Here is a 24,297-nt window from a genome sequence, read left to right on the forward strand (position 1 = left end):
GAGCAGCCCCCAGCAGGAACGAACGATCCATGACCGACACCCGGCCCATCCGTTTCCATCACCGCGGCAGCGTGCAGACCGTTGCCGGCGCACCCACCACCCGCAGCCTGCTCGAGTGGCTGCGCGAAGACCAGCGCTGCACCGGCAGCAAGGAAGGCTGCAACGAGGGCGACTGCGGCGCCTGCACCGTGATCGTGGCCGAACTCGCCACCGAACAGGACCGCAAGACACCCGGCGCCACGCTGATCGGCAGCGGCGATTCGACCTTGCGGCTGCGCAACCTCAACGCCTGCCTCACTTTCCTGCCCACGCTCGACGGCAAGGCGCTGATCACGGTCGAAGACCTGCCACGCGCCTGCGGTCTGCCGGCAGGTCAGCTGCATCCCGCGCAGCAGGCGATGGTCGATTGCCACGGCTCGCAATGCGGTTTCTGCACGCCCGGTTTCGTGATGACGATGGCCACGGTGCACGAGCGCCAGGCGGCAACGGATCAGCCCGCCAGCCGCGCCACGCTGTCCGACGACCTGGCCGGCAACCTGTGCCGCTGCACCGGCTATCGGCCGATCCTGGACGCCGCGATGCGGCTCGGCGACGCCACCGCCGCCCGCATCGACGCCGCGCCGATCGCCGCCGCGCTGCAGGCGCTGGCGCACGATGCGCCGCTGCATTACGCCGCGCAGAACCCGGCCGTGATCGCCGACGGCATCGCGCGCACCGACCATTTCCACGCGCCGCGCACGGTGGCCGAACTGGCCGCGCTGCGCCTCGCCAACCCGCAGGCACGCCTGCTGGCCGGCGCCACCGACATCGGCCTGTGGGTCAACAAGCTGTTCCGCGACCTGGGCGAGCTGCACTTCATCGGCGAAGTGGCCGAGCTGAAGCGGCTGGCCGTCATCGACGGCGCGCTGCACATCGGCGCGGCCGTGAGCCTGGAAGACGCCTGGTCCGCGCTCGCCACGGCCACGCCCGAGCTGACCGAAGTCTGGAAGCGTTTCGCCTCGCCGCCGGTGCGCCACGCCGGCACGCTGGGCGGCAACATCGCCAACGGCTCGCCGATCGGCGACGGCGCGCCGGTGCTGATGGCGCTCGATGCACAACTCGTGCTGCGCCTGGGCGACGTCACGCGCACGGTCGCGCTGAAAGACTTCTACCTCGGCTACATGGTCAACGCGCTGGCGCCGGGCGAGTTCATCCAGGAACTGCGCGTGCCGCTGCCCGATGCACACACCCTCGTGCGGGTCTGGAAAGTCTCCAAGCGCTACGACAGCGACATCTCGGCGCTATGCGGCGCATTCGCGTTGAAGCTCGATGCCAACAGTGTGATCGGCCATGTGCGCCTGGCCTGGGGCGGCCTCGCCGCGACCGTGAAACGCGCGGTCGGCGCCGAAGTCGCGCTGCTCGGCCAGCCCTGGAACGAGGCCACGCTGCAAGCGGCTCAAGTCGCGCTGGCGCAGGAGTTCCAGCCGCTCGACGACCTGCGCGCCAGCGCCGCCTACCGCCGCACGGTGGCCGCCAATCTGCTGCGCCGGCTGTGGCTCGAAACCCGCCTCGACGCGCCTCTCGACGCGACGCACACCCGCGTCTGGAACACCGCCAACCCGACCGAATCGGAGGCCGCATGAATGTCCTGAACGACGCCTTCGCCAAGCCGATCGACGCAACAGCCGACGCGCCTGATCCACGCCGCGTCGGCGTCAATCGCGCACACGAATCGGCCCACCTGCACGTGGCCGGTGCCGCGCCCTACATCGACGACATCCCCGAAGTGGCCGGCACGCTGCACGCGGCGCTGGGCCTGTCGCCGCTGGCGCACGGCAGGCTGCTCGGCATCGACCTCGACCTGCTGCGCGCCCAGCCCGGCGTGGTGGCGGTCTACACCGCCGCCGATCTGGCGGGCTTGAACGACTGTGGCCCGATCGTGCACGACGAGCCGATCCTGGCCGAAGGCACCTTGCGCTACGTCGGCCAGCCGGTGTTCGCGGTGATCGCTCAAACGCGCGACCTCGCCCGCCGCGCCGCCGACCTCGCAAAGAAGGCGATTCGCGCCGAGCCGCTGCCGGCAGTGATGACGGCCCGCGAAGCCCACGCGCTGCAGCAGTACGTGGTGCCGCCGATGAAGCTCGCGCGTGGCGACGCCCCCGCCGCACTGGCCGCCGCACCACATCGGCTGAACGGCAGTTTCAGCCTCGGTGGCCAGGAGCAGTTCTACCTCGAAGGCCAGATCTCGTATGCGATCCCGCAGGAAGACGGCGGCCTGCTGGTGCACTGCTCGACCCAGCACCCGAGCGAGATGCAGCACCTGGTGGCTCACGCGCTCGGCCTGTCGTCGCACCAGGTGCAGGTGCAGTGCCGGCGCATGGGCGGGGGTTTCGGTGGCAAGGAGTCGCAATCGGCGCCGTTCGCCTGCATCGCCGCACTGGCCGCGCAGCGGCTGGGCCGGCCGGTCAAGCTGCGGCCCGATCGCGACGACGACATGTTGATCACCGGCCGGCGCCACGGCTTCGAGTTCGACTACGAGGTCGGCTTCGACGACGCCGGCCACGTGCTTGGCGTGACGATCGACATGATCGCCAACGCCGGCCATTCGGCCGACCTGTCGCCGCCGGTGATGACACGTGCGCTGTGCCACTTCGACAACGCCTACTGGCTGCCGAACGTGGCGATGCGCGGCTACTGCGCGCGCACCAACACGCAGAGCAACACCGCGTTCCGCGGCTTCGGCGGGCCGCAGGGCGCGCTGGCTGTCGAGTGGATCCTCGACGGCATCGCGCGCCAGCTCGGTCTCGACGCGCTGGCGGTGCGGCAGGCCAACTTCTACGGCGTGACCGATCGCAACGTCACGCCCTACGAGCAGGTCGTCGAAGACAACGTCATCCACCCGCTGGTCGAGCAGCTCGCCCGCGAGGCCGATTACGCCGGGCGTCGCGCCGAGATCGACGCCTTCAACGCCAGCAGCCCGGTGCTGAAAAAAGGCCTGGCGCTGACGCCGGTGAAGTTCGGCATCAGCTTCAACGTCGCGCACTTCAACCAGGCGGGCGCGCTGGTGCACGTCTACGCCGACGGCTCGATCCTGGTCAACCACGGTGGCACCGAGATGGGCCAGGGCCTGAACACCAAGGTGGCGATGGTGGTGGCGCACGAACTGGGCGTGGGTTTCGAGCGCGTGCGTGTCACCGCCACCGACACGCAGAAAGTGGCCAACACCTCGGCCACCGCGGCGTCGACCGGCAGCGACCTCAACGGCAAGGCGGCGCAGGACGCGGTGCGGCAGATCCGCGCGCGGCTGGCCGCGTTCATCGCCCGACGCTGGCAGGTGTCGGCCGACGCGGTGGTGTTCGGCAACGACGTCGTCAGCGCGGGCGAACACCGCATCGGTTTTGCCGAACTGGCGACGCAGGCGTATTTCGGCAGCGTGCAGCTGTGGAGCGACGGCTTCTACGCCACGCCCGGCCTGCACTGGAACCGCGAGACGCTCAAGGGCAAGCCGTTCTTCTACTTCGCCTACGGCGCCGCCGTCAGCGAGGTGCTGATCGACACGCTGACCGGCGAATGGAAGCTGCTGCGCGCAGATGCGCTGCACGACGTGGGCGCCTCGCTGAATCCGGCCGTCGACATCGGCCAGGTCGAAGGTGCCTTCGTGCAGGGCATGGGCTGGCTGACCACCGAGGAGCTGTGGTGGCACCCCAAGACGGGCAAGCTGATGACGCACGCGCCCAGCACCTACAAGATCCCGACCGCCAACGACGTGCCCGAAGCTTTCCACGTCAAGCTGTTCGAGAACCGCAACAGCGCCGACACCATCCACCGCAGCAAGGCGGTCGGCGAGCCGCCGCTGCTGCTGCCGTTCAGCGTGTTCCTGGCGATCCGCGACGCGGTGTCGGCGGCGGGCGGTCACCGCACGCAGCCGCCGTTGCGCGCACCGGCCACCAGCGAGGCAATCCTGGATGCGGTGATGGCGGTGCAAGGCGCGGCCACGGCGTGATCGGGCCACGGGCATGAGTCACGCCGCGCTGTTGTCCACCGCTCGGCAATGGCTGGCGAGCGGCGTGCCGTGTGTCGATGTCAGCGTGGTGGCGCATCGCGGCTCGGTGCCGCGCGAGAGCGGCACGCACATGCTGGTGAGCGCCGGCGAGGTGGCCGGAACGATCGGTGGTGGGCACCTGGAGCTGAAGGCGATCCAGGCCGCGCAGGAACTGCTGGCGGCAGGGTCGCAGCGGCTGGCCGCGCTGGCGCACGCGCCGCTGGATCTGCATTTCCCGCTCGGCCCCGCGCTCGGCCAATGCTGCGGCGGCAGCGTGACGCTGCGCCTGCAGCCGCTGACCGCCGACGCGCTCGCGGCCTGGAGCACCGCCACGCCACGTTTCCACCTGCAGCTCTACGGCGCCGGCCACGTCGGCCGGGCGATCGTCGCGCTGCTGGCCGGCATCGACTGCCGGGTGCAGTGGATCGACGAACGCGAGGCCGAATTCCCGCCGCTGCGGCCCGGTGCGTTCGAGCCCGCACACATCGAACGCGTCTGCGTCGAGCCGGTCGAAGCCGAGGTGGCCGTCGCGCCGCCGCTCTCGCATTACCTCGTGCTCACGCACAGCCACGACCTCGACCTGCGCATCACCGAGGCGATCCTGCGGCGCGGCGATTTCGCCTTCTGCGGCCTGATCGGCAGCCAGACCAAACGTGGGCGTTTCATGCACCGCTTCGAGCAGCGCGGCATCGGCGCCGACACGCTGGCGCGCCTGACCTGCCCGATCGGTGTGCCGGGCATCGCCGGCAAGGAGCCCGAAGTGATCGCGATCGCGGTGGTGGCGCAGCTGCTGGCCGGCGGCACGGGCTGAACCGGGCCGCACGGACGAGGCTCGGGCTCTCGAGGCTCAGCGCGTGCGCGTGATCAGCCCGGCGTCCTGCAGCTCGGCCAGCGCCTGCTCGAAACGCAGGCCTTCGATGCACATGCGCAGGTTCGCGAACGACTTGCCTTCGATCTGGCCCGCCAGGGCATCGGACAGCGCCTTGAACAGGCGCAGCGCCGTCAGGTCGTTCTGGCGCAGGGCCTGCACCAGCGCGTCGAGCTCGCCGGCGGTGGGCGGCGGCGCCACACGTTCGGGGCGAGGCGGCGGCGGCTGCAGCAGCGTCTGCAAGGTCGGCGCGCTGGCCACCTGCAGGCGCACCATCGCCGCGCCGAGTTCGGCCAGCATGGCCTGGATGCGCGACATCAGCTCGGCGTTCAGCGGCGTGCCGGCGTGCCGTGGCACCTGTTCGAGCACGGTCTCGAGCGCGCCCGCCACGACGTGCACCGGATGCGCGCCCAGGTTGCCGGCGACGCCGCGCAGCTTGTGCGCCTGCTGGCGCGCCTGTTCGACGAAGCCGGCGTCGATCGCCTGGCGCAGCTCGCCGGCAATGCCGCCGAACTCGTCGAACAGGCGCGCCAGCAGGCGCTTGAACAGCGCCTCGTCGCCGAGCATGCGGCCGTGCGCCGACTGCGCGTCGATGCCGTCGATCGCCGGCCAGTCGGCGGGCAGCGCCAGCACGGCCGGCACGTGGCTGGACAGCACCTCGCGGCGCACCCGCTGGACATGGGCGCGCACCGTGCGCACCAGGTGTTCGACCTCGAACGGCTTGCTGATGAAGTCGCTCATGCCCACCGCATGGGCGCGCTCGCGGTCGCTGGGCAGCGCGCCGGCGGTCAGCGCGATCACCGGCACGGCCTGCAGGTCGGCGCGCTCGCGCATCAGGCGCACGGCCTCGAAGCCGTCCATCACCGGCATCTGCAGGTCCATCAGCACGATGTCGAAGGCGTCCGGGCGGGCCTGCAGCAGGTCGAGCGCCTCGCGGCCGTTGCCGGCGGCGTTGACCAGGGCGCCCTCGCGCTCGAGGATCAGGCGCGCCATCTCGAGGTTGATGCTGTTGTCCTCGACCACCAGCACGCACACGTGCGGCAGGCGCTGCGCCGCCTGCGCGGCCGGGTCGGCCGGCCAGGCCGTGCCGCTGCGCTGACGTGCCCGCGCCGCGGCCACCGCACTGGCGAGCGTGCTCGCCATGATCGGCTTGCAGAGCACGGCATCGATCGAGGCCGCGGCCGGCTCGCGCCGCAAGGCGTCTTCTTCGCTCGGCGCCACCGTCATGACCAGCGGCGGCATCTCGGCGAACACGCCGTCGGCGGCGCATTCGGCCAGCCGCCGGTGCAGCAGCGCCAGCGTGGCCAGGCCGTCGCGGCCGGGCATCTGCCAGTCGAGCACCAGCGCGTCGAAGGGCGCGCCCGCGGCGGCCTGGGCGACGGTGCGTTCGATCGCGGCGTCGCTGCTGGCCACCGCTTCGACGCGCCAGCCGAGGCTGGCCGCGGCCTCGGACAGCACGGCGCGCTGCAGGGCGTGGTCGTCGACCACCAGCACGTGGATCGGCGCGCCGCCGGCGCCGGCCGGCACGCTGGCCTCGTCGACGTCGAACGAGAGATCGAAGCTGAACTCGCTGCCCTTGCCCGGCGCGCTGCGCAAGCTGATGTCGCCGCCCATCAGGCGCACCAGCCGGCGCGAGATCACCAGGCCCAGGCCGGTGCCGCCGTAGCGGCGGGTGGTGCTGGCGTCGACCTGCGCAAACGGCCGGAACAGCCGCGCCTGCTCGGCCGCCGAGATGCCGATGCCGCTGTCGCGCACCGTGAAGCGCAGGCGCAGGCGCCCGCTCTGGCGCGCCACCAGCGCGACCTGCAGCAGCACCTCGCCGACGGTGGTGAACTTGAGCGCGTTCGACAGCAGGTTGTTGAGCACCTGGCGCAGCCGCATCAGGTCGCCGTCGAGCTGGTCGGGCAGGCCGGCGTCGCAGCGCATCACCAGTTCGAGGGTGCGGTCGTGCGCGCTCAGCGCCATCAGGCCGCGCAGGTCGTCGAGCAGGGCCTGCAGGCTGAACGCGCTGCGGTCGATGCGCAGCTCGCCGGCCTCGATCTTGGAGAGGTCGAGCACGTCGTCGATCACCGCCATCAGCGACTTGCTGGCGCCGCGCATCTTGCGCAGCAGGTCCTGCTGGTCGGGGTTGAGGCGGCTGTTCTCGAGCAGGTGGCTCAGGCCGACGATCGCCGCCATCGGGGTGCGGATCTCGTGGCTCATGTTGGCCAGGAACTCGCTCTTGGCGGCGTTGGCGCTTTCGGCCTGGCGGGTGCGGGCGGCGAGTTCGGCGTTGGCGTCGGCGAGCTTGCGCTGCGCCGCCTTCAGCTCGGTGATGTCGGACACCTGCACGAAGAAGCCGCGCACCACGCCGTCCTCGATGTCGGGCACGTACTGCAGCCAGGCGTCGACCAGGCTGCCGTCACGGGCCGTGTGGCCGCGCTCGAACTGCTGCGGCTCGCCCGCCAGCACGGCGCGGATGTGCGGCTTGCTGAGCGCGTAGCGCTCGGCCCCGATGACGTCGGCCAGGCGCGGCTGCGGCGGCCGGGTCGGGTCATGGCCGAGCCACTCGATGTGCGCCCGGTTGGCGAACACGCAGCGCTCGTCGCGATCCCAGTACGCCAGCATGCCCGGCACGTTGTCGGCGATGAAGCGCAGGAAGCGCTCGCTGGCCTGCAGCGCGGCCAGGCGGTCGCGCCGCTCGGTGACGTCGTCGACCTGCATCAGCGTGTAGAGCACCTGGCCGCGCTCGTCGCGCACCAGCGCGGCGCTCAGCTGCACCCAGACCTTGCTGCCGTCGCGGTGCGCATAACAGCGCTCGGCGCTGTAGCGCCCGCCCTCGCTGCTGGCGAGCTGCTGCAGGCCGCTGCCGGCGAGCTCGGGATCCTCGGGGTGGCGCAGCTCGCGGGTGCGCATCTGCGCCAGCTCGTCGGCGCCGTAACCGAGCATCTGCTGCAGGGCCGGGTTGCTGCGCAGGATCCGGCCGTCGATCGTGACCAGCGCCATGCCGAGCGCGGAGCGTTCCATCGCCAGGCGGAAGGTCGCCTCGCTGTTGGCCAGCCGGTGACGGTCGCGCCGCCCGCGGGCCTGGGCGGCCGCCAGCAGCAGCGGCGGCAGCATCGTCAGCAGCAGCGGCAGCACCGTCACCCAGCCCGACGCGAACAGCGGGGGATCCTGGCCGGCCGGCACCGTGCCGAGCCCGACCACCACCGACATCGCCAGGGACGAGGTGAAGACCACCAGCCCGGCGCCCCACAGCGGCAACTGCACGGCGGCCACCACCAGCGCCGCCGACACGTAGACGAACGGGTGCGGCATCGAGCGGATCGCCAGCGCCGAGATCAGCGCACAGGCCAGCGCGGCACCGGCCACCAGCGCCAGATCGCGCCGGCGCAGGGGTTGCGCCTGGGGACCGAGCGGCCATTCGAGCACCATCGTCAAGGTGGCGACCGCACCGAGCACCGCGCCCTGGAACCAGACCGTCCAGATCGCCGCGGGCACCGGTTCGCCCAGCGCGCCGAGCAGCACGGTGGCGACGCTGGCGCTGGCTGCGGCCGGCAGCACGGCCGCGGCCAGCAGCATCGCCAGCAGCGTGGACGGCCCGCCGAACGGCCGCTGACGCGAGCGCACCTGCACGATCATCAGCGCCATCAGGCCGGTCTCGACCAGGTTGGCGAGCATGAAGGCCAGCGCGGTGATCACCGGGTTGCCAAGCACGATGTTGGCCAGCGTGATCGCCAGTGCGCTCACCAGCAGCAGCCCCGGCCAGGCGGCGCGTGCGTGGCGCACCAGGAAACCGGCGGCCACCGCATTGGCCCACCAGACGCTGGCGATCGATTCGGGCTGGCGCAGCAGCAGCAGCGCCAGGGTGGCGAGCCCGAAGCTCAGCGCACCCAGCAGCAGCAGGCCCTGCCAGCCGGCGCGCGGGCGTGGCGCCGGCCAGGCGGTCGTGTCATCGATCTGCGGGGGGAGCGGGGGCTCGTCGGACTGGCTGCTGAACACGGCACGGCACCTCTTTGCCGAGCGATTCTAGGCACGCCGCCTAGACCACCGCGCCAGCTTCTCGACGGGCGGCGCGCAGGACGCTCGAAAACTCTGCGGCGGGCATCGGCACGCCGTACAGGAAGCCCTGGAACTGCCGGCAACCGAACTCGCGCAGCATGTCGCCCTGCGCCGCCAGCTCGACCCCTTCGGCCACCACGCTCAGGCCCAGGCTGGCCGCCAGCGCCACGATGGCACGCGACAGCCGCGCGTCGACGGTGTCCTCGAGGATGTCGCGCACGAACGAGCGGTCGATCTTGAGCTGGTCGAACGGCAGCCGCTTGAGGTAGGACAACGACGAGAAGCCGGTGCCGAAATCGTCGAGCGAAAAACCCACGCCGTGGTCGCGCAGGCGGTGCATGCGCGCGGCGATGTCGTCGACGTCGCCCACCAGTGCGCTCTCGGTGAGCTCGAGCTTGAGGCGGCGCACCGGCGCGCCGGTGCGTGCCAGCGTGGCCAGCACGAAGTCGACGAAATCGGGTTCGTGCAGCTCGCGGGCGCTGATGTTGAGCGCCACGGTCAGGTCGTCGAGATCGGCGTCGCGCTCCCAGGCGCACAGCTGCTCGCAGACCTGCTCGAGCAGCACCCGCCCGAGCGGCACGATCAGGCCGGTTTCCTCGGCCAGCGCGATGAATTCGGTCGGGCCGATCACGCCGCGCTGCGGGTGGTGCCAGCGCACCAGGGCCTCGGCGCCGAGCGCGGCCGAGCGGTCGCCGACCTGCAGCTGGTAGACCAGCTGGAACTGCCGGCAGGCCAGCGCGGTGCGCAGCTCGGCCTCGAGCGCCGAACGGGCCTCGACCGCCGCCTGCATCGCCGGATCGAAGAACCTCAGGCAGCCGCGGCCGGCCCGCTTGGCCTCGTAGAGCGCGATGTCGGCCCACTTCAGAAGCTGCTCGGCCTGCTCGGCCTTGTCGGCATCGACCGCCACCACGCCCATGCTGGCGCTGCAGTGGTGCAGGTGGTCGCCGATCGCGTAGGGCTCGGCCAGCACCGCCAGCAGCTTGGCACCGGCCGCCTCGGCAGCTGCGGCGGGCGAGACCGCCGAGCGGCGCTCGTGCATCAGCAGCACGGCGAACTCGTCGCCACCGAGCCGCGCGACGATGTCCTGCTGGCGCACGCAGGCCTTCAGGCGGACGGCGACCTGGCGCAGCAGCTGATCGCCGACATCGTGGCCGTGGGCATCGTTGACGAGCTTGAAATGGTCCAGGTCGACCAGGCACAGCGTGGCGCTGCCCTGGCCGAGCTGGTCGCCGACCAGGCTGAAGCGCAGCAGCTCGACCAGCCGGCGGCGGTTCGGCAGCTCGGTCACGGGGTCGTAGAACGCCAGGCTGAAGGCCTGCGCCTCGGCTTCCTTGCGGCGCGAGATGTCGCTGAGCGTGCCGATCATGCGCATCGGCCGACCGGCCTCGTCGTGCTGCACGACCCGCCCGCCCTCGAGCACCCAGACGTAGCTGCCGTCGCCGCAGCGCATGCGGTGCTCGCTCTCGTAGCCGCTGCTGATGCCGCGCCGGTGGCGGTCGAGGCGGCGCTGCACCGCCGCGGCGTCGTCGGGGTGGACGCGTGCGCGCCAGGCGTCGACGCTGGTGTCGCCCGCGCCTTCGTCGTCGCCCAGCAGGATGCGCCACTGCTGCGACAGCGTGACGCTGTGCTCGCGCAGATCCCAGTCCCAGACGCCCTGCTCCGCGCCCTCGACCGCGAAGATCCAGCGCGCCTCGTTGCGCTGCAGGTTCTCGGCGTTGTCGCGGTACAGACGCAGCACGTTGGCCACGCGCGCGTGCACCACCGGCGGGCTGAAGGGCTTGGTGATGAAGTCGGCGGCACCGAGCGCGAGGGCGAGCGACTCGTTGGCCTCGTCGACATGCGCCGTGACGAAGACCACCGGCATGCCCTGCAGATACGGGTCGCGCTTGATGCGGCGCAGCAGCTCGAAGCCGTCCATGCCGGGCATCTGCGCATCGAGCAGCACGATGTCGCAGCGGTCGTGGCCCAGGCGCGTCAGGGCGTCGGCACCGGAGGTCGCGAAACACACGGTGTACTGGGGCTCAAGGATGCGCGAGAGCAGCTGGATCGCCGCCACGTCGTCGTCGACTATGAAAACCCGCGGCAGACTCGACATGACGGTGTTCGGAACTGGTGAAGGGACAGGAAACGGGGACAGGTTCGGCGCGCGCCCGCCAGCCGGATTTGACACGAAGTCGACGCGCCCCCGCACGGTGGCGGCAGCTCACTCGGGGGCCGGGTCGACATCGTTGCGCAACGGCGAGGCAATACAGTATGCCTTCGGCTCGATGACGGCCGATAGTCGCAAAACTGAAAACCGGGGTGTCGGACGACGCGCTCGGGCGGACACGCCCGATGCCATCGGTACTGTGGCGTTTTCGTAAATCGGGGTTTGAAACGCAAGGGCATGCAACAAGCGGAAAAACCGGCGCTCAAACTGGAGCGATGACCCTTGATTCAGGGCGCGACATGGCGCAGGCGCCACACCGGGGCTGGCACATTGCAGCTATCTTGAAGATCTCTGCATCAACCTGAGTCACGCCTTGGACGCACAAGCAAAGCCGGTGACCCGCAAACACTGGGTCAGGCTGCTGTCGATCGGCCTGGTGGCCACCGCCGTCGGCGCCCTGGTGGCGCTGATTGTCGACGAGGTGCAGACCTCGCGCCTGCAGGCCCGCCTGATCAGCCGCCTGAGCGGCGAACTCAAGCACACGCTCGAGCTCGGGCCCAGCGACGCGATCCGCTACCCCGGCGACGGCCCCTACGACGCGCGGCTGGGCTACCACCAGCTGCCCGGCCTGATCGAGCGCCTGTCGGCGCAGCAGTTCGACGTCACGGCGCAGGCCCGCATGTCGGCACGCCAGATCGCGCTGCGCGATCAGGGCCTGTTCACCATCTACGCCGAGAAGGACCAGGCCGGGCTGACGCTGCGCGACTGCCGCAACGCGCCGCTCTACAGCGCGCGCTACCCGAAGCGGGTCTTCGAGGGCTTCGACGCCGTGCCGCCGCTGCTGGTGGCGTCGCTGCTGTTCATCGAGAACCGCGAGCTGCTCGATGCCGACCGGCCGACCCTGAACCCGGCCGTCGAATGGGCCCGGCTCGGCAAGGCGGTGGGCGAGCAGGCGCTGCGCCTGGTGGGCGACGACCACCGCACACCCGGCGGCAGCACGCTGGCCACGCAGCTCGAGAAATACCGCCACTCGCCCGACGGCCGCACCGACTCGGCGGCCGAGAAGCTGCGGCAGATGGCGTCGGCCTCGCTGCGCGCCTACCTCGACGGCGAGAACACCCTGCCGCGGCGGCGCCAGATCGTCGTCAACTACCTCAACACCGTGCCGCTGGCGGCGCGTCCGGGCTTCGGCGAGGTCAACGGCATGGGCGACGGCCTGTGGGCCTGGTACGGGCGTGATTTCGACGAAGTCACCGCACTGCTGAGCCAGGCCGACGACCCGGCCGGGCCCGGCGCCTTCGAGCAGCGCCAGCGCAAGGCCGCCGCGTTCAAGCAGGCGCTGTCGCTGATGGTGGCGCAGCGCCGGCCCTCGCATTACCTGGGCGCGGGCAGCGACGGCTCGCTGGCCGACCTGACCAACAGCTACCTGCGCGTGATGGCCGAGGCCGGCGTGATCCCCGCCGCGCTGCGTGACGCGGCGCTGGCCGCACCCCTGAAGCGGCTGCCCAATCCGCCACGCGAGACGATGGCACCGTTCACCGAACGCAAGGCCAGCACGGCGCTGCGCAGCCGGCTGTCGAACCTGCTGGGCGTGCCACGCGCCTACGACCTCGACCGGCTCGACCTCAGCGTCGACAGCACGCTCGACGGCGCGACCCAGCAGGCGCTGACGCGCACCCTGGTCAGCCTGCGCGAGCCCGAGGCCGCCCGCGCCGCCGGGCTGTACGGCCACCACCTGCTCAAGCCGGGCGACGACCCGAGCAAGCTGCAGTTCAGCTTCACGCTCTACGAGCGCGGCGAACGCGCCAACCTGCTGCGCGCGCAGACCGACAACGTCGACCAGCCCTTCGACATCAACGAAGGCGCCCGCCTCGACCTCGGCTCGACCGCCAAGCTGCGCACGCTGGTCAGCTACCTCGAACTGGTGGCGCAGCTGCACGAACGCTGGAGCGGGCTCGACCGCACGGCGCTGCTGGCGCTGAAGCCGGTCGACAACGACAACCTGGCGCGCTGGGCCCGCAACCACCTGCTGGGCGCCGCCGACAAGAGCCTGCCGGCGATGCTCGAGGCGGCCATGCTGCGCACCTATTCGGCCGACCCCGGCGAAAGCTTCTTCACCGGCGGTGGCGTGCACACCTTCGTCAACTTCGACCCGGAGGACAACTTCCGGGTGCTCACGGTGCGCGAATCGTTCCGCCGCTCGGTCAACCTGCCGTTCATCCGGATCATGCGCGACGTGGTGCGCCACGTGCTGGCGCAGTCGCCCGGCGCCGCCTTGCTGAGCAACCCCGCCGATCCGGCCCGGCGCGAATACCTGGCGCGTTTTGCCGACCGCGAGGGCAGCCAGTTCCTGACCTCGTTCCACACCAAGTACCGCGGCCTGACCCGCGAGCAGGCCGAAGACCTGCTGCTGCGCGACCTGCGCGCCACGCCGCCGCGACTGGCGGCCGTGTTCGGCGTGCTCGAGCCGACGTCCGGGGTCGACGCGCTGGGGGCCTTCCTGGCCCGGCGCCTGCCCGGCACCCGGCTCACGCCGGCGGCGGTGCAGTCGCTGCTCGACAAGTACGGGGCGCAGAACATGAGCCTGGAGGACCAGGGCTACGTGGCCGGCATCCACCCGCTCGAGCTCTGGCTGGTCGGCCACCTGCGCCAGAACCCCGGCGCGCGCCTGCCGGCCGTGCTGGCCGCCAGCAAGGACGAGCGCCAGCGGGTCTACGGCTGGATCTTCCGCACCCGCCACAAGCAGGCGCAGGACGTGCGCATCCGCCAGCTGCTCGAGTTCGAGGCCTTCGCCACGATCCAGCGCAGCTGGCAGCGCCTGGGCTATCCGTTCGGATCGCTCACGCCGTCGTACGCCACCGCGCTCGGCGCCTCGGGCGACCGGCCGGCGGCGCTGGCCGAGCTGATGGGCATCATCGTCAACCAGGGCATGCGGCTGCCGGCCTCGCGCATCGAGTCGCTCGCCTTCGCCACCGACACGCCCTATGAAACCCACCTGACGCGCCGGGCCGGTGCCGGCGAGCGGGTGCTGCCCGCCGAAGTCACGCTGACCGTGCGGCGCGCCCTCACCGACGTGGTCGCCAGCGGCACCGCCGGGCGGCTGCGCGGCTCGCTGGTGCGCAGCGACGGCAGCGCGGTCGAGATCGGCGGCAAGACCGGCACCGGCGACCACCGCTACGACGTCTACGGCCCGCGCGGGCAGCTGATCTCGACCCGGGTGGTCAACCGCACGGCGACCTTCGTGTTCCTGATCGGCGAGCGCTATTTCGGCACCGTGATGGTCTACGCCCACGCGCCCCATGCCGAGAAGTACAAGTTCACCAGCGCGCTGCCCACGCAGCTGCTGAAGTCGCTGGTGCCGATGCTCAAGCCGCTGGTCGACAACGACGCCTGCAGCGCGGCGGCCGACGACGCCACCCAGCGCGCCAGCGCGGGGGTCGGCCGCTGACGATTGAGCATGCGCAAGCCCGGCCCGCATGTGCACCTCACGCGCGATGACCCGGATGTCGACCTGCGGCCGCAACGGTGACAATCGGCACGAAGTTCGGCACACAAGAACATAGCTCCTGACCTGCACCGTGCGATCCCGCGTGCGCACGGCCGTCGACAAGAACCGCATCAAGCCCGGGGAGGATCAGGCCGTGAGCAACCGCCTGAGGAAGCAGTTGAAAGGCGATCCACGTGGCCGCTAGAAAAAGTCCGGCCCCGCCGGCGACCGGCAAGGCGCCGGATCGACAGGGCGCCAAGGCGGGCGAAACCGTGCCCGACAGCCGTTTCCCGATCGTCGGGCTGGGCGCGTCGGCCGGCGGGCTGGAGGCCTTCGAGCAGTTCTTCCGCCAGATGCCCGCCGACAGCGGCATGGCCTTCGTGCTGGTGCAGCACCTCGACCCCAGCCACGCCAGCATCCTGGCCGAGATCCTGCAGCGCAGCACCACGATGCCGGTGGTCGAGGCGCAGGACCAGATGGCCGTTGCGCCCAACCGCGTGCACGTGATCCCGCCGAACCGCGACATGGTGATCTTCCACGGCGCGCTGCAGCTGAGCGTGCCGGCCGAGCCGCACGGCCAGCGCATGCCGATCGACGCCTTCCTGCGCTCGCTGGCCGACGACCACGGCGCCGACGCGGTCGGCATCATCCTGTCGGGCACCGGCACCGACGGCACGCTGGGCTTGCGCGCCATCTTCGGCGCCGGCGGCCTGTGCCTGGTGCAGGAGCCGGCCACCGCCAGGTACGACGGCATGCCCAGCAGCGCGATCAAGGCCGGTCATGCCACCCGCGTGCTGCCGCCCGACCAGATGCCGCAGGCCCTGCGCGACGGCACCCGGCCGCTGGCGATCCGACAGGCCGTCAGCGCACCCATCCCCACCGCGGCGAACGGGCTGGTGAAGATCCTGATGCTGCTGCGCTCGAGCACCGGACACGACTTCTCGCAGTACAAGGTCAGCACGATCGGGCGGCGCATCACGTCTCGCCCGAGCGGCTGCGGCGCTTCTTCGCCAAGGAGGACAGCGGCTACCGGATCAAGAAGGAGATCCGCGAGATGGTGGTGTTCGCTGTGCAGAGCGTGATCAAGGATCCGCCCTTCACGCGGCTCGACCTGCTGGCCTGCCGCAACCTGATGATCTACCTCGAGCCGGAGCTGCAGAACCGCCTGGTCCCGGCCTTCCACTACGCGCTCAAGCCCGGCGGCGTGCTGCTCCTGTCGCCGTCCGAGAGCGTGGGCAACCACACCGAGCTGTTCGAGCCGATCAGCCGCAAGTGGAAGATCTACCGCGCCCGCCCGACCGTGGCTTCGACCCGCGCGGTGCTCGGCAGCGGCCTGTCGTGGGCGGCCGACGGCGCCAGCCGCCCCTCACCCGACACGCGCCCGGTCGCCCGCGAGCCGCAGATCGCCGACCTCGCCCGCCGCACGCTGCTGCAGTCGTTCGCACCGGCGGCGGTGGTGACCGACCTGCAGGGCAACGTGCTGTACGTGCATGGCGAGACCGGCAAGTTCCTGCGCCCGGCACCGGGTCATCCGTCGCACAACGTGGTCGACATGGCCCGCGACGGCCTGCAGCTCGAACTGCGCGAGGCCATCGGGCTCGCCGCCGGCCAGGGCCTGGCGACGCACAACCGCGAACTCAGCGTCAAGACCGATCGCGACGAACAGCCGCTCAACCTCAGCGTGCGGCCGATGCACGACCCCGAAGGCCGCCAGAGCATGCTGCTGGTGAGCTTCCAGGAACGCGCACCGGCGACCCTTCCGGCCACCACACGCAAGTCGCGCAGCAAGGTGTCCGAAGAGGCCCGGCGCATCGCCGCCCTCGAACGCGAGCTGACGCACGCCAAGGAAAGCATGACCGCCATGCTGGAGGAGCAGCAGGCCTCGAACGAAGAGCTCAAGTCGACCAACGAGGAGCTGCAGTCGACCAACGAGGAACTGCAATCCACCAACGAGGAGCTCGAGACCTCGAAGGAAGAACTGCAGTCCGTCAACGAGGAACTGGTGACGGTCAACAGCGAGCTGCAGATCAAGATCGAGCAGATGGCCAACATGCAGGACGACATGAAGAACCTGCTCGACAACATCCGCGTCGGCACGATCTTCCTCGACCGCCACCTGCTGATCCGGCGCTTCACGCGCGACGCGACCCGCGTCTACCGGCTCGCCGGCATGGACGTCGGCCGCCACCTCGCCGACATCCGCAGCGAGCTGCAGGGCGTCGACCTGCTGGCCGACGCGCAGACCGTGCTCGACACGCTGGTGCCGATCGAGCGCGAGGTCGGCACCGCCGGCGGCGTCTGGTACCTGGCGCGCATCCAGCCCTACCGCACGGTCGACAACGTGATCGACGGCGTGGTGCTGACCTTTGCCGACGTCACCGAGCGCGTGCAGGCGATCGCCTCGCGCCAGGCGCGCGAGCTGGCCGAAGCGGTGGTCGACGCGGTGCGCGAGCCGCTCGTCGTGCTCGATGCCGGCCTGAACGTGATCTCGGCCAACCAGGCGTTCTGCGAGGCCTTCGGCGTGACGGCACCGGACACGCTGGGGCACGGCATCTTCGAGTTCGGCGACCGGCAGTGGGATTTCCCGGCGATGCACGAACTGCTCGAAGTGATCCTGCCGCGCGAGCACAGCTTCGAACACCGCCGGGTGCTGCACGATTTCGCCGGCCTCGGATCGCGGCAGCTCCAGCTCAGCGCCCGCCGGGTGCTGGAGAACGCCGGCATGGGCAAGCTGGTGCTGGTGGTCGTCGAGCGCATCACCGACACGGAGGCCGGCACATGAGCCGGCGCGTGCGCTCGCAGCCGGGTGCGTCGCGCCAGGGCCCGGACCTGCCGGCCGCTGCCGCTGCCGCGACGCCCGTCGCGACCGAGGCCGAACGCCGCGCCGAAGCGATGGCCCACGAGCTGCAGGTGCACCGCATCGAGCTCGAGATGCAGAACGACGAGCTGCGCCGCGCCCAGATCGCGCTGGAGACGGCGCGCGACCGCTACATCGACCTGTACGACTTTGCGCCGGTGGGCTATTTCACGCTCGACACCAACGGCCTGATCACCGAGGCCAACCTGACCGGCGCCGACCTGCTGGGCGAAGCCCGCGCCAAGCTGGTGGGGCGGCGCTTCGAGCGCTACATCGCGCCGGTCGACCGCGACCGCTGGCATCGCCACGCCCTGAGCCTGTCGCGGCGCGGCGAACCCGGCCGCATCGAACTGCTGGTGCAGGGCGCGGGCGGGCGCAGCATCCACGCCCAGCTCGACGGCCTGATGGCCCGCGCGAACCACGACGCGCCGCTGCTGCGCATCGCGCTCACCGACATCAGCGAGCGCAAGCACGCCGAGTCGGAACTGCGCCTGGCCGCCACCGCGTTCGAGGCCCAGGAAGGCATGATGATCACCGACGCGCACGGCGTGATCGAGCGCGTCAACAAGGCCTTCACGCAGATGACCGGCTACAGCGCCGCCGAAGCGATCGGCCAGACCGCCAGGCTGCTGCACTCGGGCCGGCACGACCCGGCCTTCTACGCTGCCATGTGGGACAGCCTGCAGCGCACCGGCACCTGGCAGGGCGAGGTCTGGAACCGGCGCAAGTGCGGCGAGGTGTATGCCGAGTGGCTCACCATCACCGCCGTGCAGGACGAGCACCGCACCGTGACGCGCTACGTCGGCACCATGCTCGACATCTCGCAGCGCAAGGCGCGCGAGGAAGAGATCGCCCAGCTGGCCTTCTACGACCCGCTGACCGGCCTGCCCAACCGGCGCCTGCTGAAAGATCGGCTGAACCAGGCGATGGCCATCAGCGCGCGCTCGCAGCGCGAGGGCGCGCTGCTCTTCATCGACCTCGACCACTTCAAGGACATCAACGACACCCGCGGCCACGACAAGGGCGACCTGCTGCTGCAGAACGTCGCGCAGCGCCTGAGCGGCTGCGTGCGCGAGGGCGACACCGTCGCCCGCATCGGCGGCGACGAGTTCGTGGTGATGCTCGGCGCCGACCTCAGCACCGCCACCGACGAGGCCGCCTCGCATGCGCGCAGCGTCGCCGAGAAGATCCTCGCCGCGCTCAATCTGCCGTACCTGATGAGCGGCGAGTTCGTGCACTGCAGCGCCAGCCTCGGCGTGGCGCTGTTCAACGATCACCACGACACGGTCGACGAACTGCTCAAGCGCGCCGACCAGGCGATGTACCAGGCCAAGGCGGGCGGACGCAACACGCTGCGCTTCTTCGACACCGCGGTCCAGCAGACCATGATGCTGCGCGCCGCCCTCGAAGCCGAGCTGCGCCTGGCGGTGCAACGCGATGAACTGGTGCTGTGCTACCAGCCGGTGATCGACCACCAGAACCGCCTGCTCGGCGCCGAGGCCCTGGTGCGCTGGAAGCACCCGCGGCGCGGCCTGGTGTCGCCGGCCGAGTTCATCCCGATCGCCGAGGACCGCGGCCTGATCCAGGCCATCGGCCGCTGGGTGCTCGAGACCGCCTGCACGCAACTGGCCACCTGGGCCGCCGACCCCGCGACGGCCGATCTCGTGCTGTCGGTCAACGTGAGCGCACGTGAACTGCACGAGCCGCAATTCGTCGAGCGGGTGATCGAGATCCTCGCGTGCACCGGCGCCAGGCCGGCCCGGCTCAAGATCGAGCTCACCGAAAACGCGGTGCTCGACCACGTCGACGACAGCATTGCCAAGATGAAGCGCCTGAAGGCGCACGGCATCCGCCTGGCGCTCGACGATTTCGGCACCGGCCACGGCTCGCTCTCGCTCCTCAAGCGCCTGCCGCTCGACGAACTGAAGATCGACCGCACCTTCGTCCAGGATCTGCTGACCGACACGCACGACGCGGCGATCGCCCGCACCATCGCCGCCCTGGGGCTCAACCTCGGCATCTCGGTGGTGGCCGAAGGCGTCGAAACCCCCGCCCAGCGCGACCTGCTGATCGCCTGCGGCTGCCGCATCTTCCAGGGCGACCTGTTCGGCCCACCGGCAGCACTGGAGGCGCTGGCCCGGATGGCCATGCCAAAATGATGGGGTTTCGAAGGTAGCGGGCCGTTAGCTCAGTTGGTCAGAGCAGAGGACTCATAATCCTTTGGTCGTTGGTTCAAGTCCAACACGGCCTACCAAAGACAGCTACGCAAGAGACCAGAAAAGACGAAATGTTCAAGTAAATCAACAATTTACGTCTTTTTTATTGCCCGCATGAGGCCAGTTAACTTGGCTTGCCTCCAGCCTTTTTGTGGGTAACTTTGCGGGTAGCTTCCCCATGTGATCCCATGCAGGGGTAAAGTTACCCGCATGGCAGCGACGAACAACCTCGACGACAAGAGCATCCGTGCCGCGATCAAGCGGGCGATGAAGGCGCAGGCCGGCGAGCGGCTGACCGATGGCGATGGCTTGCGCCTGGACGTGCAGCCGACCGGTTCTGCCTGGTGGCGCTGGCGCTACCGCTTCGGCGGGAAGGAGGGGATGCTGTCTCTCGGCACCTACCCCGACACGTCCCTGTCGGCAGCTCGCGGCAGGCGCGACGAGGCGCGCGAGCGGCTGGCAGCCGGGATCAACCCGAGCGAGGCGCGCAAGGATGACAAGGCGGCCCAGGCGCTGAAGGCTGAGGCTGCCCGCCTGGCCGCAGCGGGATTGCCCGGGCCTGGCACGTTCGAGCACGCGGCCCGGGAGTGGCATGCCCGCATGGCGCCGAGCTGGTCGGAAGGGCACGCTGGCAAGGTGCTGGCGCTACTGGTGAATGACCTGTTCCCCTTCATCGGCACGAGTGCGCTTGCCGAGCTGACCCCGCCCGAGCTGTTGAAGCACGCTCGGCGCATCGAGGCCCGCGGTGCGGTCGAAACCGCATACCGGGCCCTGAAGGCGGCTGGCGCCGTGTTCCGCCACGGCGTGCAGAACGGCTACTGCGACAGCGACCCCACGCGAGACCTGAAGGGCGCCATCGTGCTGCCCGTACCGGAGCATCGGGCTGCCATCACCGACCCAGCCAGGTTGGGCGAACTGCTGCGGGCCATCGACGGATACCAAGGCACGCCGGTTGTACGCTCCGCTCTCGCGCTGGCGCCGCTGGTTTTCCTGCGACCGGGTGAGCTGCGCAAGGCCGAGTGGGCAGAGTTCGACCTCGACGCAGCCGTGTGGACCATCCCGGCTGCGCGCATGAAGGGGCGGTTGAAAGCCAAGCTCAACGGCCCCGATCATGTGGTGCCGCTGGCGCCACAGGCGGCGGCAATCCTGCGCGACCTGCAACCGCTGACGGGTGCCGGCAAGTACGTGTTCCCGAATCCGCTCACGCCCGACCGTCCGCTATCCGACAACGGTGTGCTGTCAGCGCTGCGCCGGATGGGCTTCGACAAGGACGAGATGACGGGCCACGGATTCCGTGCCACGGCGCGGACCATCGCGGCCGAGCGGCTGAAGATCGACCCCGTGGTGCTCGAAGCGCAGCTTGCGCACGTAGTGGCCGATGCGCTGGGCCGGGCCTACAACCGTACGCAGTACCTCGACCAGCGCCGCGACATGATGACCCGCTGGGCCGACTACCTGGACCGCCTGCGCAAGGGCGCAGAGGTGGTCGACCTGACAAGCAAGCGGGCCTGACCCGCGAACCCGCGCCGACCGGCTGCCGGCATCGGGCGGGGCCGGAAGCTGCTGGAACAGTGACCGACCCCTGACCACAACGTGCACACCTGAAAGGACCGCACATCATGGCTACCGAAACTGTATCTCTCGCCGCCAAGCCAGTCGCATTCCCGCTCATGGGCTGGGCTGGTGACATGCACTCGTATCCCGGCGACGCCCCCGCCGTCATCGTCAACCCGGAGGCAACGCCCGCCGCCCTGCTGGACTGGGCTGTGGGTCAACTGTCGCAACTGAACTTGCTGCTTGAAGTCATGGGCACGGCCCGGAGTGAACGCATCGCCATCCCGATGGAGGAGGTCATCGGCGCCATTCGGAACACCACCGAGCCGGTGCAGGCCGCGCTGAAGTACGCCCTGGAGAACAAGAGGTTCGACGCCGCCCGCGTCTGACCCTGAATCGGCCCCAGCTAGGCCCGCGAACCGAAGAGCGGGATTCCTTCCCCCGCCTGCTGGGGCACCTTCTTGGAAGAACACCGAGAAGGGGGTGTGCATGGACGACCACATCTATCGAACGTTGCGCGCTGCTGCGTTGAACGTCTTGAAGCCACATCTTGATGCGCTCTTGGCCCATGACGTTCCTGAAGCGGTTGAGGTACGGGGTGGGAAGGCCACAGTTCTGAGACGCGAAAGAGAACAAGTCATCGCACTGCGGCGCGCCCGTCTTCCATCGGAAAAAGAGCGAAGCGCCGCCCGCTTGTTGGCCGTGGTTGTGAAGCATCGTGCGCTCGTCTTGTGGCGCGAGTGGCCGTTCCCAAATTGGCCGAACCAGAAAATAGACGACAAGTCATTGCCCTTGCGGCGCTTGGACCGAATACAACTTGAATCGTTGGAGAACCGGACGCTGGTTGCGGTGAAGCGGTTCGCCGCCCAACTGCCGAAGCGCGAAGCCGACCGCTTGGTCGGATTGGTAACGGGCACTGGATTCCAAGTCGCAGTTGCTGCCGCCATGGAAGAGATGGAGGTAGCGCGACATGCACCAGAGTCAGATGCCATGCTGTGTATCGGCTGGTACGACGCAACGATGGACGCGGCGCATTGGTTCGCCATGAAGGCAATCGGCCCGGAAATGGCTGCGATGTTGCTGTGTCGGTACAACCCGAATACGGAAACACTGGCCGCTGCCGAGCATTCAACCAATGACAAGACGAGGCCACGCCACCTGGTTCAACTGAGGCAACGCTTCGAGGACATCAATCGAACTGATCCTTCCAATCGCGCCTTGGTCGATTGGCTACGCATCGCCCGTGAACTGGAGTTGCGGTATCACTCGTGGATTGACCAATATGTCGGTGATGCCGGAATTCCAGTCGCCGTGTCAAAACCGTTGACGACCGCTCAGGCCGAACCCGTGACACCTACGCCGCCAGCGCCAGCGGCCGAATCACCAACGGTGGCCCGACAGCGGCAGCGAGCGCAGGAATTGGCGATCCTCGCCAAGCTGACCGACTTGGGCGTCGATGCCAAGGCCGTACCGCCCGCGCCCGCTGGCAAGCCGTCCAAGGCGAAGCAGGACGTGAAGGCAGCGCTGGGCTACTCCAAAGACGTGATGAACAAGGCGTGGCAGCGGCTGCGTTCGGCGGGCGATATCAGGGACGCCCAACCCTAGGCCGGCACCCTGGGCCAAACTGGCCCAAAGCCTAGGGTTGAACGGCCTAGGGAGCGGTCTGGATGATGCCTCATGCATAACCGCTTAGGGCCGAAAACGTCGGGGAAGGCCCACCCGAATCCATCATCGCAATCGCTGCCAACTGGCGTTGACGACGTGCGGTTGGTCGATGCGAAGTTCTCATCCACGACCGGCGGCATGTCGCTGAGTTGGTGGTACGAGAAGGTGGCCACTGGCGAGGCACCGCCGCCCGTTCACCGCGCTCCGCGCTGCACTCGCTGGCGCCTCACCGACGTGGTCGAGTTCTGGAAGAGGTTTGCCGAAAAGGCGAACACCGAGGCATCCGACACCGTGATGGTGACTGCGAAGAAGGCCAGCGCCGCCGCCCAGGCGAAGCGCAGCGCCAAGGCCATGCAAGGTTAGGGGCCGGCCATGCAGACCAACCCTGAAAACGACAAGGGCCGGCACCCTGGACAAGCGCCGGCCCCCATGCAGACCGGCGACGATCCTACCGTGATTCGTCGTCCGCCCAGGCCGTTCACTCCGCGCCAGCAGCGCGCCATCGATGCGCTGCTGCAGGGACCGGTGCAGACCTGCCGCCTGCCGCGAATCGCTGGCGTCAACAACGGCCCCGACCTGGTGGCCACGCTGCGCGAGAAACTGGGCCTGGAGATTCCGTGCCCCATGCACAAGGTGAGTGACCGCGACGGCAACCGCGTGGAGGCCGGCGAGTACAGCCTGACCGCCGCCGACCGATCGAAGATCAATGCCTTCATGCTGGCGCTGGCCGCTGATCTGCGGGAGAGCGGCGCATGAGAACGCTTGACCACGCACAAGCTCGGCCGGCATACTGGTTGCAGGTGCTTGAAACCACCTTGAATCACGCGGATAGCCGCCCCGACAGCGCGGCTTTGTCACGCCCGAATTTCGTCAAGGTTTTGGGGTGGCAGATGGGCCATCGCGTGAGCATGGCCACTCGACGTGATTCGAGGTTTCAACATCTGCCACTCCACCCCGTGCCGTGTGAAACCGGCCGGTGTGGTTCTTCGATGCTCATCCCGGAGCCCGAGACCATGACGACCCCCAAGTCGGCACAAGCTGCCGCATCCGCACCCCTGGCGCCCCCCCCCCCGCCACTACCTGAAGCGCCTGGCTTTCCGCCTGGCGCACAACGCAGCTTTGCGCCGTGCCGAGCTGCGTGCCCGCGCCTATGGCGTCATCGCCGCCGACCGCCTGAGCCGTGGGAGCGCAGCATGAGCACCGCCCACGACTTGGAGAAGCTCGTGCGCGCTGTTGGCGACGTGACCTGCCTGGTGTCCGTGGCCGCCGACCTGGCGGAAAGCATCGACGCAGGTGACCACGGCCGCACGCACGTCCTGGCCGCCGTGCTGCGCGCGCTGCGGGTGCAGGCCCGTGCCGCGTTCGACCTGGCCGACGCGCAGTGGATGGACGCCCATCGCGCCGCGACCGCCACCACCACCCCCGAACAAGGAGCCTGA

At 69.7% G+C, this 24,297-nt stretch carries 15 protein-coding genes and 1 tRNA gene; 14 read left to right on the top strand and 2 right to left on the bottom strand.

The genetic code is table 11. From position 1 onward, the window contains the following. The first annotated feature begins 29 nt into the window (after window positions 1–29). The 3 genes from xdhA to xdhC are packed head-to-tail and all read left to right on the top strand — an operon-like array spanning window position 30 to window position 4,832. The gene (xdhA, locus tag LCHO_RS17250; RefSeq protein ID WP_012348465.1) at window positions 30–1,622 is read left to right on the top strand and encodes a xanthine dehydrogenase small subunit; all 1,593 of its coding nucleotides are present in this window, start codon (window positions 30–32) and stop codon (window positions 1,620–1,622) included. Beyond that, the gene (xdhB, locus tag LCHO_RS17255) at window positions 1,619–3,982 is read left to right on the top strand and encodes a xanthine dehydrogenase molybdopterin binding subunit (RefSeq protein WP_012348466.1); all 2,364 of its coding nucleotides are present in this window, start codon (window positions 1,619–1,621) and stop codon (window positions 3,980–3,982) included. Before xdhA ends, xdhB begins: the two co-directional genes overlap by 4 nt. A 13-nt stretch (window positions 3,983–3,995) precedes the next feature. Next, entirely contained in the window at window positions 3,996–4,832 is an 837-nt protein-coding gene (gene xdhC / locus LCHO_RS17260; protein ID WP_012348467.1) for a xanthine dehydrogenase accessory protein XdhC, read from the top strand. A gap of 36 nt (window positions 4,833–4,868) precedes the next feature. Here the strand turns inward: xdhC and LCHO_RS22335 are convergent, their stop codons facing one another. Continuing rightward, window positions 4,869–8,870 (bottom strand): response regulator, encoded by a 4,002-nt coding sequence (locus LCHO_RS22335; RefSeq protein WP_012348468.1) that lies wholly within the window; start codon window positions 8,868–8,870, stop codon window positions 4,869–4,871. A 40-nt stretch (window positions 8,871–8,910) separates the two neighbouring features. Next, the gene (locus LCHO_RS17270; protein WP_012348469.1) at window positions 8,911–11,025 is read right to left on the bottom strand and encodes a putative bifunctional diguanylate cyclase/phosphodiesterase; all 2,115 of its coding nucleotides are present in this window, start codon (window positions 11,023–11,025) and stop codon (window positions 8,911–8,913) included. 427 nt (window positions 11,026–11,452) lie between these two features. On the opposite strand from LCHO_RS17270, the gene LCHO_RS17275 reads away from it, so the two are divergent. The 11 genes from LCHO_RS17275 to LCHO_RS17320 all read left to right on the top strand — a co-directional run bounded on the left by LCHO_RS17275 (window position 11,453) and on the right by LCHO_RS17320 (window position 24,297). Beyond that, window positions 11,453–14,527, top strand: coding sequence for a transglycosylase domain-containing protein (locus tag LCHO_RS17275; RefSeq protein ID WP_012348470.1), 3,075 nt, complete (start codon window positions 11,453–11,455; stop codon window positions 14,525–14,527). A gap of 233 nt (window positions 14,528–14,760) precedes the next feature. Further along, window positions 14,761–15,648: a chemotaxis protein CheB gene (locus LCHO_RS24040; RefSeq protein WP_223210459.1), complete on the top strand. Its 888-nt coding sequence runs from the start codon at window positions 14,761–14,763 to the stop codon at window positions 15,646–15,648. Beyond that, a complete protein-coding gene (locus tag LCHO_RS17280; protein ID WP_223210564.1) occupies window positions 15,561–17,348 on the top strand; it encodes a PAS domain-containing protein in 1,788 nt (595 codons plus the stop codon). The genes LCHO_RS24040 and LCHO_RS17280 overlap by 88 nt, the downstream gene beginning before the upstream one ends. Continuing rightward, the gene (locus tag LCHO_RS17285; RefSeq protein WP_012348471.1) at window positions 17,345–19,582 is read left to right on the top strand and encodes a putative bifunctional diguanylate cyclase/phosphodiesterase; all 2,238 of its coding nucleotides are present in this window, start codon (window positions 17,345–17,347) and stop codon (window positions 19,580–19,582) included. Before LCHO_RS17280 ends, LCHO_RS17285 begins: the two co-directional genes overlap by 4 nt. Window positions 19,583–19,600: 18 nt before the next feature. Beyond that, window positions 19,601–19,677: transfer RNA gene (locus LCHO_RS17290), tRNA-Ile, on the top strand. Window positions 19,678–19,849: 172 nt separating this feature from the next. Next, window positions 19,850–21,151, top strand: coding sequence for a tyrosine-type recombinase/integrase (locus LCHO_RS17295; RefSeq protein ID WP_012348472.1), 1,302 nt, complete (start codon window positions 19,850–19,852; stop codon window positions 21,149–21,151). Window positions 21,152–21,258: 107 nt separating this feature from the next. Continuing rightward, window positions 21,259–21,582 (top strand): hypothetical protein, encoded by a 324-nt coding sequence (locus LCHO_RS17300; RefSeq protein ID WP_012348473.1) that lies wholly within the window; start codon window positions 21,259–21,261, stop codon window positions 21,580–21,582. A gap of 100 nt (window positions 21,583–21,682) precedes the next feature. Beyond that, window positions 21,683–22,798: a hypothetical protein gene (locus LCHO_RS23500; RefSeq protein WP_012348474.1), complete on the top strand. Its 1,116-nt coding sequence runs from the start codon at window positions 21,683–21,685 to the stop codon at window positions 22,796–22,798. A 72-nt stretch (window positions 22,799–22,870) separates the two neighbouring features. Further along, window positions 22,871–23,221, top strand: a complete 351-nt coding sequence (locus tag LCHO_RS23760; protein WP_190274816.1) for a helix-turn-helix transcriptional regulator — start codon at window positions 22,871–22,873, stop codon at window positions 23,219–23,221. 9 nt (window positions 23,222–23,230) lie between these two features. Beyond that, a complete protein-coding gene (locus tag LCHO_RS17315) occupies window positions 23,231–23,614 on the top strand; it encodes a hypothetical protein (RefSeq protein ID WP_012348476.1) in 384 nt (127 codons plus the stop codon). Between the two features lie 437 nt (window positions 23,615–24,051). Further along, window positions 24,052–24,297 (top strand): hypothetical protein, encoded by a 246-nt coding sequence (locus LCHO_RS17320; RefSeq protein ID WP_012348477.1) that lies wholly within the window; start codon window positions 24,052–24,054, stop codon window positions 24,295–24,297.

The sequence above is a fragment of the Leptothrix cholodnii SP-6 genome (genome assembly GCF_000019785.1).
Classification (GTDB): Bacteria; Pseudomonadota; Gammaproteobacteria; order Burkholderiales; family Burkholderiaceae_C; genus Sphaerotilus; species Sphaerotilus cholodnii.